Annotated in this window: 20 protein-coding genes; 12 read left to right on the top strand and 8 right to left on the bottom strand. The window is 60.5% G+C overall.

Annotated elements, in window-relative coordinates; translation table 11 throughout:
• Positions 1-53: 53 nt before the first annotated feature.
• Together QXU72_03770 and QXU72_03765 are read right to left on the bottom strand one after the other, a co-directional pair.
• Positions 54-1187, bottom strand: a complete 1134-nt coding sequence (locus QXU72_03770; protein ID MEM0494375.1) for a hypothetical protein — start codon at positions 1185-1187, stop codon at positions 54-56.
• A 97-nt stretch (positions 1188-1284) separates the two neighbouring features.
• Positions 1285-1473, bottom strand: a complete 189-nt coding sequence (locus tag QXU72_03765) for a hypothetical protein (protein MEM0494374.1) — start codon at positions 1471-1473, stop codon at positions 1285-1287.
• Positions 1474-1553: 80 nt separating this feature from the next.
• Between QXU72_03765 and QXU72_03760 the strand changes: the two genes are divergently transcribed.
• The 3 genes from QXU72_03760 to sucD all read left to right on the top strand — a co-directional run bounded on the left by QXU72_03760 (position 1554) and on the right by sucD (position 4225).
• A complete protein-coding gene (locus QXU72_03760; protein ID MEM0494373.1) occupies positions 1554-2078 on the top strand; it encodes a hypothetical protein in 525 nt (174 codons plus the stop codon).
• A gap of 162 nt (positions 2079-2240) precedes the next feature.
• Positions 2241-3350 (top strand): succinate--CoA ligase subunit beta, encoded by a 1110-nt coding sequence (locus QXU72_03755; GenBank protein ID MEM0494372.1) that lies wholly within the window; start codon positions 2241-2243, stop codon positions 3348-3350.
• A complete protein-coding gene (sucD, locus tag QXU72_03750; protein MEM0494371.1) occupies positions 3350-4225 on the top strand; it encodes a succinate--CoA ligase subunit alpha in 876 nt (291 codons plus the stop codon). The genes QXU72_03755 and sucD overlap by 1 nt, the downstream gene beginning before the upstream one ends.
• Before the next feature lie 247 nt (positions 4226-4472).
• Here sucD and QXU72_03745 read toward each other — a convergent pair whose 3' ends face one another.
• Both QXU72_03745 and QXU72_03740 read right to left on the bottom strand, forming a co-directional pair.
• Positions 4473-4922 carry a PIN domain-containing protein gene (locus QXU72_03745; protein ID MEM0494370.1) on the bottom strand — a complete coding sequence of 150 codons (450 nt, stop codon included), beginning with the start codon at positions 4920-4922 and terminating at the stop codon, positions 4473-4475.
• Positions 4903-5169 (bottom strand): AbrB/MazE/SpoVT family DNA-binding domain-containing protein, encoded by a 267-nt coding sequence (locus tag QXU72_03740; GenBank protein ID MEM0494369.1) that lies wholly within the window; start codon positions 5167-5169, stop codon positions 4903-4905. Before QXU72_03740 ends, QXU72_03745 begins: the two co-directional genes overlap by 20 nt.
• Before the next feature lie 297 nt (positions 5170-5466).
• Between QXU72_03740 and QXU72_03735 the strand changes: the two genes are divergently transcribed.
• The 4 genes from QXU72_03735 to acs all read left to right on the top strand — a co-directional run bounded on the left by QXU72_03735 (position 5467) and on the right by acs (position 10228).
• Positions 5467-6198, top strand: a complete 732-nt coding sequence (locus QXU72_03735) for a hypothetical protein (GenBank protein MEM0494368.1) — start codon at positions 5467-5469, stop codon at positions 6196-6198.
• 1 nt (position 6199) lies between these two features.
• On the top strand, positions 6200-6841 hold the full coding sequence (locus QXU72_03730; protein MEM0494367.1) for a hypothetical protein: 642 nt from the start codon (positions 6200-6202) through the stop codon (positions 6839-6841).
• A 524-nt stretch (positions 6842-7365) separates the two neighbouring features.
• Positions 7366-8052 (top strand): carotenoid biosynthesis protein, encoded by a 687-nt coding sequence (locus tag QXU72_03725; GenBank protein ID MEM0494366.1) that lies wholly within the window; start codon positions 7366-7368, stop codon positions 8050-8052.
• Positions 8053-8245: 193 nt separating this feature from the next.
• Positions 8246-10228, top strand: coding sequence for an acetate--CoA ligase (acs, locus tag QXU72_03720; GenBank protein ID MEM0494365.1), 1983 nt, complete (start codon positions 8246-8248; stop codon positions 10226-10228).
• Between the two features lie 39 nt (positions 10229-10267).
• Here acs and QXU72_03715 read toward each other — a convergent pair whose 3' ends face one another.
• The 3 genes from QXU72_03715 to QXU72_03705 all read right to left on the bottom strand — a co-directional run bounded on the left by QXU72_03715 (position 10268) and on the right by QXU72_03705 (position 12030).
• On the bottom strand, positions 10268-10723 hold the full coding sequence (locus tag QXU72_03715) for a type II toxin-antitoxin system VapC family toxin (protein ID MEM0494364.1): 456 nt from the start codon (positions 10721-10723) through the stop codon (positions 10268-10270).
• Complete coding sequence (locus tag QXU72_03710) at positions 10693-10926, bottom strand: hypothetical protein (GenBank protein MEM0494363.1); 234 nt, start codon at positions 10924-10926, stop codon at positions 10693-10695. Before QXU72_03710 ends, QXU72_03715 begins: the two co-directional genes overlap by 31 nt.
• 177 nt (positions 10927-11103) lie before the next feature.
• The gene (locus QXU72_03705) at positions 11104-12030 is read right to left on the bottom strand and encodes a hypothetical protein (protein ID MEM0494362.1); all 927 of its coding nucleotides are present in this window, start codon (positions 12028-12030) and stop codon (positions 11104-11106) included.
• Positions 12031-12122: 92 nt separating this feature from the next.
• Here QXU72_03705 and QXU72_03700 point away from each other — a divergent pair, with 92 nt between their 5' ends.
• The 5 genes from QXU72_03700 to QXU72_03680 all read left to right on the top strand — a co-directional run bounded on the left by QXU72_03700 (position 12123) and on the right by QXU72_03680 (position 17298).
• Positions 12123-13478, top strand: a complete 1356-nt coding sequence (locus QXU72_03700; protein ID MEM0494361.1) for a hypothetical protein — start codon at positions 12123-12125, stop codon at positions 13476-13478.
• A 23-nt stretch (positions 13479-13501) separates the two neighbouring features.
• On the top strand, positions 13502-14755 hold the full coding sequence (locus QXU72_03695; protein ID MEM0494360.1) for a M28 family peptidase: 1254 nt from the start codon (positions 13502-13504) through the stop codon (positions 14753-14755).
• A 92-nt stretch (positions 14756-14847) separates the two neighbouring features.
• Positions 14848-15342, top strand: coding sequence for a hypothetical protein (locus QXU72_03690; GenBank protein MEM0494359.1), 495 nt, complete (start codon positions 14848-14850; stop codon positions 15340-15342).
• 228 nt (positions 15343-15570) lie between these two features.
• The gene (locus QXU72_03685) at positions 15571-15984 is read left to right on the top strand and encodes a YkgJ family cysteine cluster protein (GenBank protein MEM0494358.1); all 414 of its coding nucleotides are present in this window, start codon (positions 15571-15573) and stop codon (positions 15982-15984) included.
• A gap of 24 nt (positions 15985-16008) precedes the next feature.
• Complete coding sequence (locus QXU72_03680; GenBank protein MEM0494357.1) at positions 16009-17298, top strand: MATE family efflux transporter; 1290 nt, start codon at positions 16009-16011, stop codon at positions 17296-17298.
• Positions 17299-17350: 52 nt separating this feature from the next.
• Here QXU72_03680 and QXU72_03675 read toward each other — a convergent pair whose 3' ends face one another.
• Positions 17351-18550, bottom strand: coding sequence for an ATP-binding protein (locus tag QXU72_03675; protein ID MEM0494356.1), 1200 nt, complete (start codon positions 18548-18550; stop codon positions 17351-17353).
• Positions 18551-18571 lie beyond the last annotated feature (21 nt).

Genomic DNA, 18571 nt, shown 5'->3' with positions numbered 1-18571 from the left:
CCGGGTCACCTCTACAACCGCTCAAGACACCTGCTATTAGCTTTGTTGAACGTTCAATACGAGCACAGCCTGTAGACCTTGACCTTCCTCCTCCCCCTCGCCACAACCTCCCCGCAGATCTCCCCGCGGCTCTCCATAGCTCTCACAGCTTTGTACACGGCTCGGAGAGTGAAGAGAGGGTTCTCCCTCCAGATCTCGTAAGCTGTGAGAGCCTCCCCCCTGCGCAAGGCTTCGAGGACGAGCCTCCTCACGTCGCTATCCTTCCTCCTCCCAGGAGCCCTGTACCCCATGGTGGCCACAGCGGCAGAGCTGCCGAGGTTCTCCGCCACGTGGTAGCTGAGCGCGACGATCGGCTTAACCCTGAAACCTTTGCCCACGAGCCTCCTGTACGTCTCGAAGAGCTCCACCCCGGGTACCTCGACCACCCTGACACCAGCGACACCCTCGAGGTACGGTGGCTTCGAGCCTTTGAGCGCGGCGGCAACTACCTCGTAGCTCGCGTCGAGCCCCACCTCCCTGAGGTCCGCTAGCCCCTTGAGGAGCGACAAGGCGAGTACCCCCGTGCTCGCTGGAACCACCACCCTCTCCGCTTTCACACCCTGCTCGAACATCTCGAAGATGATGGTCTTCAACCCCTCCACAGTGAGCGGGTTAGGGTAGCGGAGTGTCTCCGGGCACGCGGCGCTCACCTCGACCTCCCGCGAAGCCAAGAGGAACGCGTCCTCACCATCTATTACGAGCACATCCTCAGCTGCTACGCGAACCCTGAGCCCGGAGAAGTGCAGGTAGTGTGCAAGCGACTTTGTGAAATCCTGGACGTACTCCACGCAGAGCTGTGAAGCGCCCACGCTCTTAGCGTGAGACGCGATGACGGCAGAAGCCCTATCCGCGTAGGAGCCCGTGGGGTTCAAGCGCTCGTTCTTCACGAGCACCTCGCCGACCGCGGTAACGGGTGTTAAGCCCTCACCCAGCGAGACCTTCACCGGGAGCGGGGGCAGCAGGGAAGAGTACCTCCAAACCCCCCTCTCGCCGCGCCGGATCTCGAATCGAGCACCCCGGTAGCGGATAAGCGGTAGCCCACCGCACCTCGGGCAGGAAGCGCGCGGAAGATCCTCCAACGCGCAGACCCCCACCCAACCGCAGCGAGCACACTCGAGAGCGTAGAGGAACCCTTTAGCGCGGCTCATCGGCACCCCCGGCTCGCTAGCCTACCTTGTATCGCAACCCGTGGCAGTGCTCTTTGATTTAACGCTAGCTGCCCTCCAGCTTAAGCGCTCGTAAAGCTTACCCCAAGTGCCTGTGCAGCTTTAAAGTGAGAAAACGTTTTTCGAGAACGCCGGTCGAGTTCCTACGCCTACCTGCGGGCAGCAGTCCTTGCTCGCAGCTTGTCGAAAAAGCGTGTCCTACCGAGGTGTCACCTGCGGTGGAGAAAAGCTCCTGCGGGTGCAGGATCTCCCGGCTTGGCCTCGCCATGTACAATATATCAAGGATACAATATATCAAGGAACAGCTATGAGAGATTAAATAGGTGTAGAGGAGTCGCTAGTACGGCCATGCCGGCCCCCCTCTCAAGAAGGAGCTCACAAATCACCTTGCTCGCGATATTCTCGGCTTTAGCGTTTATTGCATCGCTGATCGTTGCGGCGACGGCATCGTTCGGCGCCATAGTTTACGCGGTCGTTCTCCTGACGGGTGCCTTAACGGTCTCGCGTCCCTTTTCAGCCACAGCGATAGCTGCAGCCTCCGGGCTGTTCTACAGCCTTGTGTCCCCTTCCCCCCTGATGCTGGGTACGTTCCTGATCAGAGGCCTAGTGCTGGACCTGATCTTCATACCGACCAGAGTGTACGAGAGGTCTGCTAAAGGAGAGTACAACATCCCCTTGATAGTGGCGGCCATGGTGGCTTCCGGCCTTTCGGCAGGGCTCTACGTGTACTTTTTCCTCGCACTGTTCCTGAACGTGATACCAAGCTTCACCCCCCTCATAGCAGCAGCGATCTTCCTGGCTTCGGCGGCGAGCAACGCTGTAGTGGGCTACGTGATCCCCAAGTACGTCATGCCGAGGCTGAGGAAAGTTTGAAGGGGCTGCAGCGGGCCTCCATGTCGCAGCCTCAAAGTCCAGCTTCAGCCGGGTGGCTAACACCGGCTAGCGTGTAGGAGAATCCTCAGCCCCGCAGCCTGGCAATGTGAATCTAGAGCCGGGGGTGTAAAGGATTTTTATTCTGGCGGCCGCCCGGTTAGTGTGATACTACTCGAGTTCGAAGTTAAGGAGATCCTTGAGCAGTACGGGATCCCTACCGAGGCGGCGGTTACCGTCGACTCCACTAGCGTGGGTAAGCTTAACGAGCTTGCCTCACACCTTAGAAGCCCGCTCGTCGTTAAAGCCCAGGTGAGGGGGTGGGGTAGGGGGAAAGCAGGGCTGGTGAAATTCGCGGAGACGCTGGAGGAGGCTGAGAAGCTAGCGCGCAGCATGCTCGGCTCCCCCTTCGGCGCGGAGCGTGTGCGCTACGTGATGGTTTCCGAGTTCGTTAAGCCAAGGAGGGAGCTCTACCTCTCGATGATGCTGGGTGGCGACCCTCCCGGGGTGCTGCTCCTCGCTAGCACCGCTGGCGGGGTCTCCGTCGAGGAGAAGGCGGCGGGAAGCCTCCTGTCACTCCGCCTAGATCCCAGCGTGGGGCTGAGGAGCTACGCGGTGAGGAGAGTCGCGAAGCACCTGGGCGTCTCAGAAGCGCTGCTCGAGCCTGTGCTCCGCGGAATGTTCAGAGCCTTGTGGGACTACAGCCTCACGCTCCTCGAGCTTAACCCGCTCGCGGAGACGGAGCACGGCCTCGTCGCGATCGACCGGAAGGCGATCGCAGACGAGGACTCCGGCAACCCGAAGCTCGCGAGCTTCATCTCCAGGTACGAGGAGGAGCTGGGACCCCTGCAGCGGGAGGCGAGGAGGTGGGGGTTTGCTGCAGTGCAGCTTGAAGGCGACATCGCTGTAGTAGGTAACGGCGCGGGCCTCACAATGGCGACGCTGGACGCGGTCGCGGATGCCGGCGGGAGGCCGGGCCTCTTCCTCGACCTTGGAGGAGGGGCAGCCGCGGAGCGAGTTAAAGCGGCTCTAGGGCTCGTGCTCGCTCAGCCGCAAGTGTCGAAAATCCTGGTGAATATCGTCGGCGGGATTACGAGGTGCGATGAGGTTGCGAGAGGGCTTGTGGAGGCTGTTCGCGAGAGGAAGGAACGTGACGTCAAGATCGTGGTGAGGCTCTCTGGCTTCATGGAGGAGGAGGGTAGGAGGATCCTGAGGGAAGCGGGCATCGTGGCGTACCCATCCCTGGAGGATGCTGTGAGAGAGGTGGTCGGCTGATGGCGATCCTGGTGGGTGGAGAGACGAGAGTGCTGGTGCAGGGGATCACCGGAAGGCAGGGAAGCCTCCACACCGAGCTGATGCTCAAGTACGGGACTAGGGTGGTAGCTGGAGTTACGCCGGGTAAAGGTGGTAGCGAGGTTCTAGGCGTGCCTGTCTACGACTCTGTTGCTGAAGCGGTGGAGGCTCACCCTGAGGTGAACACCTCGGTAGTCTTCGTCCCCCCGCGCTTCGCTCCGGACGCTGTCTACGAGGCGGTGGACGCTGGCATCCGGCTCATCGTGGTCATCACAGAGGGTATCCCCGTCCACGAGGCTCTACTCATGGTGAGCTACGCGAAGAGCAAGAGCGCAGTCGTCGTGGGGCCGAACACTCCCGGCGTGATCACGCCCGGGAAGTGTAAGGTCGGAATCATGCCTGGCGAGCTCTTCAAGCCCGGGAGAATAGGCTTAATCTCGAGAAGCGGCACGCTAACCTACGAGGTGGCAGCTCGGCTAGCGGCAGCCGGTTTCGGCGTTTCCACCGCGGTAGGTATCGGCGGAGACCCGGTCACAGGGCTCAGCTTCTGGGATGTTTACGAGAGGTTCCTGGAAGACCCGGAGACCGACGCTGTAGTCCTCGTGGGCGAGATTGGCGGCACCAAAGAGGAGGAGTTCGCTAAGCGCTACGCAGCCAGCCCGGGGAAGCCTGTAGTCGCCTACATCGCGGGTAGGGCCGCTCCGCCTGGGAGGAGGATGGGGCATGCGGGCGCAATAGCTTTCGGGGCAACCGGGACCTACGCGGGCAAGGTGGAGGCACTCGAGAGGGCTGGGATCCCCGTTGCCAGGAGGCTTGGCGAGGTGCCGGAACTCCTCGCCTCACGGCTGAAGAGGTGAGCATGAGGCCGATGGTAGAGTACTTCGTTGCCGGACTCCGCCTCCAAAAATAAGCAGGAAAGCTGGAAAGAGCCCGTGCAGACGTGGATAGCCCCACCCCCAGCTGCGCAGAGCATTGTTTTCTTTAAGCATCTCCGCGAGCCTCTCCACACCTTTCCTAGCAGTGGGGCAGTCAGCCCTCTTCGCGCTGAGATCGCCAATAGGCTTAACCCTCCCAGATGCGAGGAGACGGTGTGAGTCGAACTTTTTACGCGTAGTCTTCGAGGAAGACTACACTGTACTCTTTCAGGCGCTCTGCCGCTCTAGCCATCTCCGCCTCCCTGCTCCTGAACACAGCCTTCCCCCCAGCCAGCTTAGCGGCTGCTAGGACGTAGCAGTCAGTGAGCGCAAGGCCCAGCTTCAGCTTCGCAGACCCCGCTTCGACAGCGAGCTCAGCGCCTTCAACTACCTCAACTGTCGGGAGCGCTGCCAGCTGCTTGACAAGCTCCCCAGCTTTCCGCAGAGGCTCGGGTAAGCCGATTACAGTGTAAATCCTCGCTGCCACGTAGTATGTCTCCGCTAAGACCGGGTGAGGGATAACTGCCTCCAGCTTCCCCACCAGCACGCTTTCAAAAATAGCTCTGGCTTGCCTGTGGTACCTCCCCTTGAGGTCAATGTACTCCACTATAACGCTGGTGTCAAGCGCTACTCTCGCCAACTCCCAGATCCCTCAGCAGCTTCTCAACTTTGTCGCTCGCCGCTTTAGCCTCGCGCAGCAGAGGCTCAGTGACCCTAGGCCCCGCCTCTACGAACAAGTGGGCTGGAAGCTCTCTCGCAGGCTCCAGCACAACCCTGTTTCCCTCAACCTTAGCCCAGAGGACAGTGCCGGGCGCCAAGCCCAGCTCATCTCTAATGCTCTTCGGTATGACGACCTGCCCCTTGCTCGAAACCCTGACTTTGTGCACAAAATTAGTAAGACTTGAGTAAGACTTAAGTCTTACTATTCTTCCTCCCGCGCGAGGGCGGCTTGAGCCCTGCCTCCGGCCGCGCCAGCTCAGGAAACTACATAAAGCGCTGCGCAGGCGGTTCTGGGATGCCTGCAGTCAGATACGCCCGCGTGGTTGGCGGACCTCTGAGGACGAACTCCTACGTGATCTCCGCGGGAGGCCGGGGCTCGTTGTCGACCCTGGTGTGAAGCTGGAGGAAGGGCTCCCGAGGGGAAAAACATAATATAGTTCTACTTAGCCGTAGAAAAGGAGAAGATGGGAAGGGGGCTGGTTCTAGCTCTCCTAGCTTTCTCGGTGGCGGCTGTGATTCTTCTCGTCTTTTCAATAGCGCCCTCATCGGCGGTTTCGATACCCCTGCCGGTAAAGCCGAAACCCCTTGAAGCTGGAGGCGTGGAGAGTGGGGCAGTAGGGAGGATGATAACAGGGGAGGAGGCGCGGAGAGCTCTTGAGATAGTCAGTGGGAGCGAGAGGATTAGGGGGTTAATTGGGAACGTTGGCTGGAAGCCTCTTGAAGAAGTTCTCTACAATCAGATAGTCTACGGTAGCGAAGTAACTGTTGTGATACTTCTTAGCGAGCCGGTGTGGGTCGAGATTGAGGAGTACCCGGCGAAGCCTCGGGGAAGGGCCGTGGCGAAGATGTGGACGGAGAGCATGCAAGTAGTAGTTGACCTGGAGAAAGGCGAAGTCACTCGCATCCACCCGGGAGTGGGGAGGGCTGAGAGGGACCCTGTCCTCAGGGATGATAGAGAGGTAGAGAAGGTTCAGAGAGCGAAGGAGATAGCGCTGGGCTACGAGCCTGTTAAGCAGCTTAAGCCGAGCAAGAGAATTGTGCTGCTTGCGATCTACTACACGGGCGAGTACCCGGAAGGGGCTGCATTCTTCAGAGTGTTTGATAACGAGCTTGAAGTCCTAGTCGGTGTAGACCTAGCGGGCATGAGGATTCTGCAGGAGAGGAGCGGAGGGCCCATCCGCTACCGGGGTGACTAGCTTGAGGAAGCTCGCTCTGCTGTTAATTGCGGCGCTGCTCCTCGTAGCTGTACACGCTTACGGGCCGACTGCGCGGAGCCTCTTGACTCTCGCCGTGTTAGAAGACAGGTTCTACAACTACGATTTCACCTCCCGAAATGTCTCCTCTAGTAATGTCGACTGGCCAGTAACAATGGTGTTCTACGGGAACGCGGATGTCAACAAGATTAAGGGCATTTACTTCGGGCCCACAGTTCTCGCCAACCCTATGTATGCGTACCTCGACGACGGAGATGGGTGGGTGTGGGATGAGGATCGTGGAACCAAGTCGGGATTCCTGACTCCTCACTACTCCAAATATCTCCGCATGTACGTGTATCTCCACATGAGGATCTATGCTCCGAACCCGCCTGATTACATGTACAACCAGAATTGGGGGAGGTATGTCCTCGCGACTACGCATTATGACGAATGGCCCTGGGAGGGCTGGAGCGGCTACAGCGAGTATGCCGAGAAGGACTTTGCCGAGATCGCTTCCTCAAAGGGATACTACACGCTGCTGGACTATGCGTACTTCTACAACTACGAGCCCTTTGACGATAAGAGAGATCCAGGGCACATTTGGCTCAGCAACGGATATGCGACATTCGTGTACACGCCCTAGCTGAGTAAAGGAGCTAATATCGGGTGTTTTCTTCCCCGCATATTATCTAAAGAGCATTTATTATCTATCGATGATTTTTTTCGAAGAGTCCAGAGTGATCGCGGTGAACAGGCAGCTTTACTCAGGTTACTACGCAGGAATGTCTTTCAAGTTTGAAAGCTATGTAACACTTTGTAGGCAGTAGGTAAGAACTTCCAGCACTGAGAGCTCTACCCCATTGGTCTAGCGTGGATGAAGCAGAGAGCTATGATAACTCTAACCCTGCTCCTTGAGCGCGGCTCACTCTTCTCGACAAGCCTGATTCATCCTTAACTCGTTTGGAAGCAGGTATTCCGCCACCCCGTCAAGCTAGAGATGCCCGCATTCCCACGTCGCTTCGCTCTACCTGCGAGAAGTTTTCCCGCAGGAAAGCTTAAGAGGAGCGCCTAAACCTGTCTAAGACGAGCATCTTGAGAGAGCAGTGCAAGCCCCAGCTTCTCTTAGCCGCCGGGTTTCTAGCTAGCGGATTAGTAATTTTCTCACTTGTGGCAACCTCCCAGAGAGCGATTCTCCTAAGGCTTGGAGAAGCACTCCAGTTTTCGCTGACAGCAGTTTCCCTGACGCTGCTCGCTAGAGCTGGATGTCGCCGACCGGTCACCGTATTCTTCGCGGGCTTGCTTGTGGGCTTTGCGTTCGAGGCATTGGGGACAAGGACGGGAATCCCTTTCGGCGTGTACACTTACGAGTGGAGGGCTCCGAGCCTGCTCGGCGTGCCCTTAACGGTAGTCTACGGCTGGGGGCTCTACGTCACGGTCTCCTACATGGTGGCTTCGAGGTTTGGGAGCATGCTACAGAGAGTCCTCTACGCTTCGCTGTTGACCACGTCGCTCGACATGGCGATCGACCCAGTGATGGTGAGCTACGGGTTCTGGAGGTGGGCGAGAGCCGGGGAGTGGTTCGGCATCCCGCTCGAGAACTTTGCCGGCTGGTTCACAGTCTCCGCAGCCTCCCTGCTCCTCGCTGAGCGTATCGCGAAAGCTGGGGGCTCCTGCCCGTTGAGCTGGAGGTGCTCTGCCCTCTGCTACCTTACCGCTTACATCCCATTCGCCGTAGCCTCTAAGCCAGAAACGATCACTCCAGTTCTAGTGGCAGCGACTCTCGGCACGCTTCTCGTGGTAGCGCCGCAACTGGCAAGAAGGATGTCGCAGCCCTCCGGTGTTGTCTCGCGGTAAGCTTCAGCGGGAACGTGTTTCCAGTACTCCAACCCAACCGCAAGTTCCGCTAGAGCTCCGCCAGCCTAGCTCCTGAGCTTCCGCTCCGCGCATCGCTCTGGAAGAAATTCGGGAGAACACCTCTCCGCTTCGGATTTGATACAATTAATACTTAGTAATGTTTTAATTCTTGTTACTGCAGGCGTCGAGCAACATGTCGACAGAAGTCACAAGCCTCTACAGAGAGAAGACGAGAGAGATCACGTACGGCCACAAGCTGAGGCAGCTGCAGGAAGCCGCACTCAGGGACCCTGAGAAGTTCTGGAGCGAGGTCGCCAGGAACCTGTACTGGTTTAGAACGTGGGATAGGGTCCTCGAGTGGAACCCGCCCTTCGCGAGGTGGTTCGTAGGCGGGCTTACGAATGCCTCGTACAACGCTCTGGACGTCCACCTGAAGAGCGCGGTGAAGAACAAGGTTGCCGTGTTCTGGGAGGGGGAGCCCGGCGACAGGAGGGTGCTGACGTACTTCGACCTCTGGAGGGAGGTGAGCAGGTTCGCGAGCGCGCTCAAGAGCCTCGGCGTTGAGAAAGGCGACAGGGTCACGATCTACATGCCTATGGTCCCCGAGCTGCTAGTCGCAATGCTTGCGTGCGCTAGGATAGGTGCGATACACAGCGTTGTGTTCTCGGGCTTCAGCGTGGAGGCTCTCGTCACGAGGATCAGGGACGCGGAGGCGAAGGTGGTCGTCACCGCGGACGGCGGCTATAGGAGGGGGAAGGTGGTGCCGCTGAAGCAGAACGTCGACGTGGCGCTCGCGAAGACTCCGAGTGTCCGGAACGTCGTGGTAGTCAGGAGGGCTAACGTGGACGTCGACATGAAGGAGGGGAGGGACTTCTGGTGGGATGACCTGGTGAAGGGCGCAGAGAAGGAGAGCGGGGCTGAGCCTGTGGAGAGCGAGCACCCTCTCTTCGTGCTCTACACGTCGGGCACGACGGGTAAGCCGAAGGGTGTCGTTCACGACACGGGCGGCTACATGGTCTGGCTGTGGGCTACCATGAAGTGGGTTTTCGACATAAAGCCCGAGGACATCTACTGGTGCACGGCCGACGCGGGGTGGATCACCGGGCACTCTTACGTTGTCTACGGACCCCTCCTGCACGGCGCCACCATCGTAGTCTACGAAGGTGCGCCGGACTACCCAGCGCCCGACAGGTGGTGGGAGATCATTGAGGAGTACAGCGTCACGGTGTTCTACACGACGCCTACCGCGATCAGGATGCACATGAGGTTCGGAGAGAGGTGGGTGAGGAAGCACGACTTATCGTCGCTCAGGCTGCTCGGAACGGTGGGAGAGCCGATAAACCCCGAGGTGTGGAAGTGGTACCACAGGGTTGTTGGCGGCGGAGCCTGCCCGATCGTTGACACATGGTGGCAGACCGAGACCGGCGGCATAATGATAAGCCCAGCTCCCGGCATAGAGCTCGTACCGCTCAAGCCCGGCTCCGCCACCCTCCCGCTCCCCGGCGTTCACGCAGAAGTTATCGACGAGGAAGGTAGGCCGGCGAAACCCTACCAGAAGGGTTACCTGGTGATCCTGGGGCCGTGGCCCGGCATGCTGACAACGCTGTGGAACGACCCGGAGAAGTACAGGGAAGTCTACTGGAGCAAGTTCAAGCCTAGCGAGCACCTGCAGTTCTACTTCCACCCACCGGCGATCTACTACACAGGTGACTACGCCATGAGGGATGAGGACGGGTACTTCTGGCTCCTCGGCAGGGCTGACGACGTCCTCAAGGTGGCTGGCCACAGGCTGGGCACTATGGAGATAGAGAGCGCGCTCACGATGCACCCGGCAGTCGCGGAAGCAGCTGTAATCGGCAGGCCGGACCCAGTTAAAGGAGAAGCTATCGTCGCTTTCGTAACGCTGAGAGCAGGGCACAACCCCTCCGAGGAGATGAGGAGAGAGCTCATCGAGTGGGTTCGGAAGACAGTGGGCCCCGTGGCCACGCCGAGCGAGCTGTACTTCACAACTAGCCTCCCGAAGACGAGGAGCGGGAAAATCATGAGGAGGCTTCTCAAAGCAGTTGTCAGCGGGCAGCCGCTCGGCGACGTGTCGACGCTCGAAGACGAAGCGTCGATCCAGGAAGTCGCGAAAGCTGTTGAAGACCTCTTAAAAGCGATGAAGAACCACGGCTAACTCTCTGCAACTTTCTTTTTTCCCTTCTCGCCTGTAGAGCTAGCCGAGAGTCTCCCCATACTCTCCGATGCTCTTCACTAGTACCCTGTACTCGCTGTTCAAGCTCTCGATGAGTTTTTGGTCAGCAGTGTAGAGCACAGCACCGAGGTACTTAGCTAGCGCGACGTAGCTAGCGTCGTAGATAGTTATACCGTTCTCTAGCGCTACCTCCACCACGAGCTCAGCGTACCTACCGCTGAGCTGGTGAAGCCGTATACCGTAGAGCGCTAGGCTTTCAGCCACGGCTTTGAGCACATCAGCTTTCACGTCGCGCCTGCTAAACCTGACAGCGTTCAGCACTTCGAAAGGCATGAGCGCCGGCGCGTGCAGCCTAACCTTGCCGTCCACATAGTCGTCTCTGAGCTTAACCGCTTTCTCGCGACCCTTCTCGGCAATAAACCATTTCGCTACGACAGAGGCGTCAACTACCACCTCCGCTGGATCTTCTCCCTCCATGCCCGAATCACCTCTACGCTGTCAAACCCCTCGTCAGGCACTACCACGTTCCGCTCGTTGAGGAGGACAGCCTTGGCAAGGTTCCTTTCTCCCCCGCCCTCGAGAGCGTCGAGTATCGCCCGCCTCACAACTTCGCTCCAGTTAATGTGCCTAGCCTCGCTCATGCGCTTTTTAAGCTCCTCGCTCACGCGGACAGTAACCAAGGGCACAACCCGTAATGCAATGTAATGACATATATACATTGCAGCGCGGAAGCTCCCGGACGGGCGCCCCTGCTCCTTCCCGAGCGCAGCAGTGGACTACCGCTGAGCGTGCTCTAACCACTTCAAAGCGCCTTTGAAAGCGGGAAGACGAGCCAGGAAGGCGCAGAGCGCCGCGCCTTAAGCTAAATCCACAGTTACCAGCCGGTGGAGAAGCTGCCACTTCTCCAGCAGAAGCCTCTCTCCGCTATCTACGTCCTCGAAAGCGAGAATACCGGCCCAGTAATCCAGGAGCCTGAGCCTCCGCCCAGCGAGGCTGCTGAGGGGGCAGTGCTCCGCCAGGAACTCCCGCGGGTTAAGGAGCCTCGGCTTCACCTGCAGCGCTTCGAAAGAGCCTTCGAGCCCGATGCCTGCCAGCATGTTGGCGAGCCTCTTAGCAGCCTCCAGAGGGCTGAGCGTTAAAGCCCTCGCAGAGCTTTGCAGCCTGTCGTCGAGCCTCGCCCCAGCCCCCTCTGTGGCCCCCAGCCTCCTCCCCAGCTCCTTCTCGAGCTCTCTCATGCGGAGCAGCCCGCCTGAAGCCAGAGCCGCCGCTGAGACGTGCGGCTGCTCAGCAGCCCTCCAGAGGAAGCGATGCAGCTGCGTGAGGCCTACTTTCAGCCTCATCCCACCGTAGTCGAGCGCATACACCGCGAACTCCCCCTCAGCTGCGCCACCGGCTTCAGCGCACGCCTCGTCATCGCCCTGCGCGCACCTCTCGTAGAGAGCCTTCCAGCTGGCGGCGTGCTCCCGGCAGTAGCCACCCGGCCCGGACGCGGGCTTCTCGCAGTAAGCTTCGCCGCCCGCAGCCTCCTCGTGGAAGCGGCACAGCGCGCCAGCATCAGCTCTGCGGAGCTTGAAGACTGGCTCCCAGAGGGGCTCCGCCAGGCTCCCTGGTAGCCTCTGGACGAGAACACCGAGCTTCCGGACGCGGAGAGCTCTAAGGTGGACGCGAACCTTCACCTCGCCGAGCAGGTTGGGGTTCGACTCCGCTCTCGCAGCACCGCTCTCCTCCAGCTCGAAGACCACCGCCCGGAAGACTGCGGCTAGGCGCTCTCGCTTCAGCTCCACGCAGAGCTGAAAGCGCTCCAGCTTTTCAACTCTTCCCGCGCTTCTACCTCTAAGAGCGTTAGGCTTTTCACGCGGAGAGTGCGCATAACCCTGTGAGAGGTTACGACCTCGCAGTTTTTCTCGTCGGCTCTCCGAGCTACACTTTCGCGTCGGCAGCCTCCTCAGTGGCGCGACTCGCGGAGAGCTTCGCTATCGCAGAGGCGGTAGCCCTTTACAGCCGCTTCGCGAAGCAGGATGCGGAGAAAGTTAGGAGCTTCGCGGGGAGGGTGCTTGGCTTGGACCTGAAGCTCGAGGAGCAGCCCCGCGACCTTAAGGGCTCGCTTGAAGCTGCGCGGCAGCTGCTCAGAGGCCGGAGGGCAGTTGCGGTCCCAACCTCGGGCTCGCTCCTCGGAGCGGTATCGCTTTCGATCGCCGCCAGCGTGGAGGGTGCGGACGTAGCTCATGTTCTCTTCCCTTTCGGGCCGTGGACTGGCCTCTTCTACCCCTATGTTCCCCGCTACCTTCAGCCGGTTCAGCTTCTCGGCTCGCCGCCCACGCCAAGGAGGCCTGAGCTTAACGCAGATGCTGCCCGCCAGTACCTCGAGGAGTTGAAAGGGCTGCCTCGCCTCAGGAAGCGGATCGCGGAAATCTGCCTGGAGCTGAACCTCTCCCTGCCTCAGAGCTGGGTGAACGACGATAGCGTTCCAGCGCTCTCGCTGGAGCTTCGTGATAAGGTGGAGGAAGGAGTGCTGCGAACCGAGCTAGCCTTGAGGACTCCTACAGCCTCCCTGACTGTATGCCGCTTACGCGAGTTCAAGGCTGGGAGGGAGGTTAGGGTGGAGTCGTTCAGCCTCCCGTCCTTCCCGCCTCCCAACCCGAAGCACTTGAGAGAGTTCCTGGGAAAGCTCCTCACAGCTCTCGCGAAGAAGAGTTGCGATCCGCCTGAGGAAGCACACCAGTTCCTAGGCTTCAGCGTGCTGGATCTCGACCCGGGAGCTAGGTATGTGGTCGACACGAACATGGTTTACCGCGGCTTGCACAACTACGCGAGGCCGGGCGGGCCCTCGATCCTCCTGCCCTACTGCGTTCACGCCGAAGTTCTCAACAAGGTGGCTGAGAGCAAGGGGCCGTGCGGGGCCCTCAAGGCTGAGATCCTGCTCATGGCATACGAAGTTCTCGAGGCCTACGCGGGCAGGGTCCCGAGCGCTCCCTCCTGGTGCGATGTCTCGATCCCCTCCGTGGACCCGGAGCTCGTGAAGGGTGCGACGCTGCTTACAGCGGATAAGCGCGCTTTCGAGCTCTGGAGTAGGCTAGCGCTCGCGAAGTACGCGGAGGTGAGGTACGTGTCCCAAGAGGACTTCCGGGGGGCGGAGGAGAGCGAAGCACACTACGCTGCTATCCAGCTCGCGGCGCTCGCAAGGGAGCTTGCATCACTGAGCGGCAGCGGGGCTGGGGCGAAAAACGCTTAAAGCAGTCTCGTAAAGCACTCCGCATGCTCGGGCTTTTCAGCGAGGCAGCGTACGCGTACGAGGTAGCGAGGAGGCTTGCTTCCCACCCGCGCTTCACGGGGAGCGAGGGGGAGCGCACAGCTAGAGAGCTGGCAGCCGCGGAGCTCAGGAGCATGGGGTACGAGGTGAGCTTCGAGCCGTTCACGGTGAAGGTCTTCGAGGTTCTCGCAGCTAGCTTAGAGGTCGTGGATCCTCCGGCGGGTTTTGTGCCGTGCTCGGCGGTCGGCTTCAGCGGGGAGACGGGTGAGGATGGAGTGGAGGGTGAGCTCGCTTACATCGAGCGTGGGGACGCGGCGGTCGTGCCGGCGGGGAGTGGCTGGATCGGGCTGGCCTCGGCCAGGCCCGAGAAGGATAGGTGGAGGAAGCTCGCCGGGAAGGCTGCTGGGCTGGTGATTGCGGAGAGCTCCCCGGTTCGCGGGCTGAGCAGGGTGGATGTGCCTTACGAGTGGAGGGAGAGGTACGGTAGCTTGCCGGCGGTGTACGTGAAGTACAGGGATGCGCTGAGCTTGCTGGAAGCTAGGAGGGTGAGGTTAACCCTCCTCCAGGAGTACCGGGACGCGGAGGCGCAGAACTTGATCGCGGAGAAGAGGGGGTGGAAGTACCCGGAGGAGGTAGTGTACGTGGTTGCGCACCTGGACAGCGTGTACGGGGTGCAGGGAGCGTTGGACAACGCTGCGGGCTCTGCGCTGGTTCTAGCCCTCGCGAAGGCGCTGAGAGGGGTTGAGTGCAAGCGCACTGTGAGGTTCGCGCTGTTCAGCGGCGAGGAGCTGGGTCTCCGCGGCTCGCAGGCGCACGTGGAGCGCGTGAAAGACGCGTTGAGGAACGCTGTCCTGGTATTGAACCTGGATGTTCACGGTGCCGCTTTCGGCTCGACGAGCATCATCGTGACGGGGTCGAAGAGCTTGAGGCACTACGCGGAGTCCCTGGCGCGCAGGCTGGGAGTAAAGGTGGATGTGAGCGAGGACGTCATGTCCAGCGATAGCGCGAGCTTCGCGAGGCACGAGGTACCCTCTGTGAATATTTACAGGTCTAGCGGCGCCGGCTACGGCATACACACGGTTGACGACTCCCCAGACCTCCTCCACCCCCTCGCCTTCGAGCTGCCCGGCTTCCTGGCTCTCGAGCTAGTAAGGGAGGTGGCCGACGCGGAGGAGCTGCCCTTCGAGCGCGAAATCCCCGAGGAGGTTAAGAGGAAGGTGGACGAGTACTTCAGGAAGAGACTCGGCATACTCGAGTAGCTCTAGGAGGCTCGCGGGCCTAGAGGCTATTTCGTAGAACAAAAGTCCACATGCTTTTTGAAAAAGGGGCTCCGCACTACCTGTGACCAGCCATGAAGGCAACCTGGATCTTGGTAGCTGCTATCGCTGCTGCAATCGCCATCGCAGTTACCATCCCCGTGCTCGCCGGCGCCCTTGCCGCGAACAAGCTCACCGCTCAGCCGCTTCAGCAGGGAGGCTACCAGGCGCCGTGCTGCCCCTGCCCCAACGCCACCGCCGGGTTCCCGAGGGGTGTGGGCAAGGGCTTCGCGCCTAGAGGGTACTGGCGCTGGGTGGAGGTGAGCAGCGAGTACGAGAGCAGAGTGCTCTCCATCCTGCAGAGCGACCCCGATGCCTCGAAGCTGCTGCAGCAGGGGTTCAACGTGACCGCGATCAAGCCTTTGATCACCGCTAGGGTGCAGGGGACGGGCGATATCACCCTGAAGGCTAAGCAGGCCGTGGTCGTCCTGAAGGGGTCCTCCGGCTACGCGACAGTTCTCGTGGACGTGGAGCAGGGTAAGGTCTTGAAGATAGTTACTTTCTCGAAAACCGTAGTCACCAAAGAGTAGCTTTAAGCGCGCGGCTAGTATCCTTAAAACCTCTTCTTTTTCTTCCGCTTCTCTCGCCACGCGCTGATAGATTCTTCGAGCAGGCAGGGGTCGGTTCATGAATGGTCTTTCACCTCTCAACACTCGGCAAAGTCGTCATCCCCCGAGACTTGCCTGGGGAAACCCGCTTTAAAGTTGGCGTGAGGCGCACAAGCTTTAAGGGGGCGTTAGCCGCGCCATCCCCTTCGGATGGCTGAGCTGCCGGTCGACTGCTGGATCGGCAGCCGCTTCTGTGGGAAGTGCTGCGTGAAGGCTATCGTCCCGCTAACCCCGGAAGACTTGGAGAGGCTTAGCAGGGAGGGTTTCGCGCTCGAGGAAGTTGTCGAGCGCAGGTTCGGTGTCCCTGTGCTGAAGCTCGTGGAGGGGCGCTGCTTCTTCCTGGATCCCGCGACGGGCGCGTGCAGGATATACCGCGCCAGGCCGGAGGCGTGCAGGCTCTACCCGCTAATCCACGATGGGCTTTGGGTGCGCGTAGACCCCGCGTGCCCGAAGGCCTTCGAGGTTTCCAGGGATTCTGCGGACAGGCTGGCGGCGAAGGTTCTCGAGTTCTACGAGAGGGTGAAGCGAGCATGGGCTAGCGGAGACAAGCTTCAAGAAATTTAACCCTGCGGTGTGCTTAACGGCTCTGTGAGCTCCAGCGTCGCGAAGCTCGCGCTGCCTATCACTCTCGGGGTGCTGGCGGACTCTCTGCTCAGTCTGATCAGCTTGTGGGCTGTCACCCGGATCTCGACAGAGGCGACCGCCGCTGTAGGGCTCTCGGGCTACCTCTTCTTCCTCATCAACGCAGCGTTTTCAGTTTTCGTCGGCGGTGTCAGCGTTGTCGCTTCACAGGCTCTCGGCGCGGGGAAGCACGACGTCGCCTCTCGCGCGGCTGGGGAGACGCTGGCGGCAGCGGTGCTTTTCTCGCTAGCTCTAGCGGGAACTGCGCCGCTCTGGCTGCGGAGCTACCTCGCCCTCCTCTCTCAGGGTAACCCGGGGGTCGTGCTGGAAGGGTACCGCTACGCCGTGGTGCGGATGCTCTCGCTTCCCGCGATGGCTGTCAACGCTGTCCTGTCGTCGGTGTACCGGAGCGCGGAGCGCCCCTGGCCGCCTGCAGTAGGCTCTGCTATCAGCACAGCTGTGGGGGCTGCCGCGATCCCGGTGCTCGCGAAGCCGGAGGTCCTCGGCGTGGTGGGCACTGGGCTCGCTTCCAGCCTTGCGAGCTACTCTGGCCTTGCAGTTTATCTCGTGTGGCCGCCGCCCCTAGCGGTGAAGCTGGCCCTACCCTCCTCGCTGGCTGCTAGGACGCTCCTCGTAGGTTTGCCAACCGCAGCTGAGCGGTTAGTGGCGAGCGCTGCGCACAACGTGTACATTAACGCTGTCGCGCGCGGCGGAACCCAGGCTCTTGCTGCCCACAACATCGGGTTGACTATCGAGAATCTAGTGATTCAGCCTAGCTTCGCTATCAGCATGGCCGCGCTGGTCGAGGCGGGGAGGAGGACGGGGGCCGACAACCCGCGGGAAGCGGCCCGCGTGACTTTGGAGAGCGCTAGGATCGGCACTCTCTGGATGAGCTTCGCAGCACTCCTCCTCGCAGCTTCATCACCCTTTGTGGGCTACTTCTTCACAGAAGACGCGAAGATCGCCGAGCTCACCACAGTGTACTTGCTCTTCGCCGCTGCGAGCGAGGTAGGTCTCGGCGCGAGCTCAGCCCTCTTCGGGGCGATCAGGGGGATGGGCAGCGTGTGGCTCCCGCTACTCATCAGCAGCGTGTCCGTGATAGCGCTCAGAGCGGTGCCCGCTCAGCTTCTCTCGCTCTTCTACGGTGCGCCCGGAGCCTGGGCCACTCAGGTCACGGACATGTACGGTAGAGCGGTGATGGCCTACGCCGCGTGGCGAATCCTCGGCGCCCGCAGGCTGGCGAAGAAGCTGGTTTAACTCGGAGAGCTCCCCCGGAGGGGCGAGGCCGGGGGGCGACGAAGGCGGGGAACTAGCTCCTCGCTAGCTCGAGGAGGAATGCGGGTATGCTCTCCTCCGAGAGGACGGTGACGCTTCTCGGGTACCTCCTGTGCGGCTTCCCCGTCTTGACTTCGAGCTTCAGGTTCCCGGCGATCACGTCCACTTCGTAGCCGTTGTGCCAGAAGTACACTTCGCCAAACTTCCGGAGTACGTGCTCCTGCACGACCCACTCGAGGAGCGCTGCCCGCGAGGCCTCGACGCCCAGCAGGGAGGCGAAGGCTCGGGCCGCGAAAGGGTCCCGGAAGAAGATCTTCTTCTCGCGCCGGTAGAGCACACGGTCCCCGTGCTTCATGTAGGCTGTGGAGACGAGGAACATGTCCTCTAGCAGCTTCACGTACTCGTGGACAGTGTTGTGGGACACTCCCAGCTCCCCCGCAACCGCGTTGAAGCTCAGCGCGGAGGGAGCTTTCGCGATCAGCTCCCGCGCCACGAGCCTCAAGAGCTTCGGATTCCTCCCCGCCTTGACGGCGTCCCGCTCAACGCTGGCCACAAGGTCTTCCGCAAACTTCTCGTCTCCGTTGATGCTCCTGGGGAAGCCTCCCGTCTCCAAGTACCTTTTAAAGAGGCTGGAAACCCGGCTGGCTTCGCTGGCTCTCGGCTCCACCCCGTGCGCGGACACGTACTCATGGAAAGCGAGGGGGAGCACCTCCACTGTCACGCCCTTCCCTCTCCTTCCGGGGAAGGCCTCGGCGAACGCCCTGATCCTGAACGAGGCGGAGCCCAGCAGGATCAAGACGTCCTCGTCGAAGTAGCCGAGATCGATGTAGCCTTTCACCACTCTCCACCAGTCTTCCAGCCCAGTCACCTCGTCGAGGATCACTACCGAAGACTTCACTCCGTGAGCTTGCTTCAAGCCGCGGTAGAGGTCGAGCACCCTCCTCAGCTCTCTCGCGTCGACCGCTAGGTCGCAGTTAAAGTAGAAAACCGAGAATGGGTCCCGCTCCCTTAAGAGCTCTGAAACCAGGATCTTCACCCCGGTGGTCTTCCCAACCTGCCTAGGCCCCACGATAAAGTTGAGCGAGAAGGGCTCTAGCGAGATGCTGCTCAGCCACCCGGGCCTCCACTTAACCCTCATTCTCTCGTAGCTTCGCAAGTCTCGATCCCTTGAAAACCAGTCACTCCACTCCCACCACGGGTTCTGCGCGTAAGCCAAGCTCTCCACGGCCGCCACGAATGTCTGTTGTCAGACAAT

This window comes from Thermofilum sp. (genome assembly GCA_038741495.1).
GTDB lineage: Archaea > Thermoproteota > Thermoprotei > Thermofilales > Thermofilaceae > Thermofilum.
This window is presented reverse-complemented; position numbering and strand designations above follow the sequence as displayed.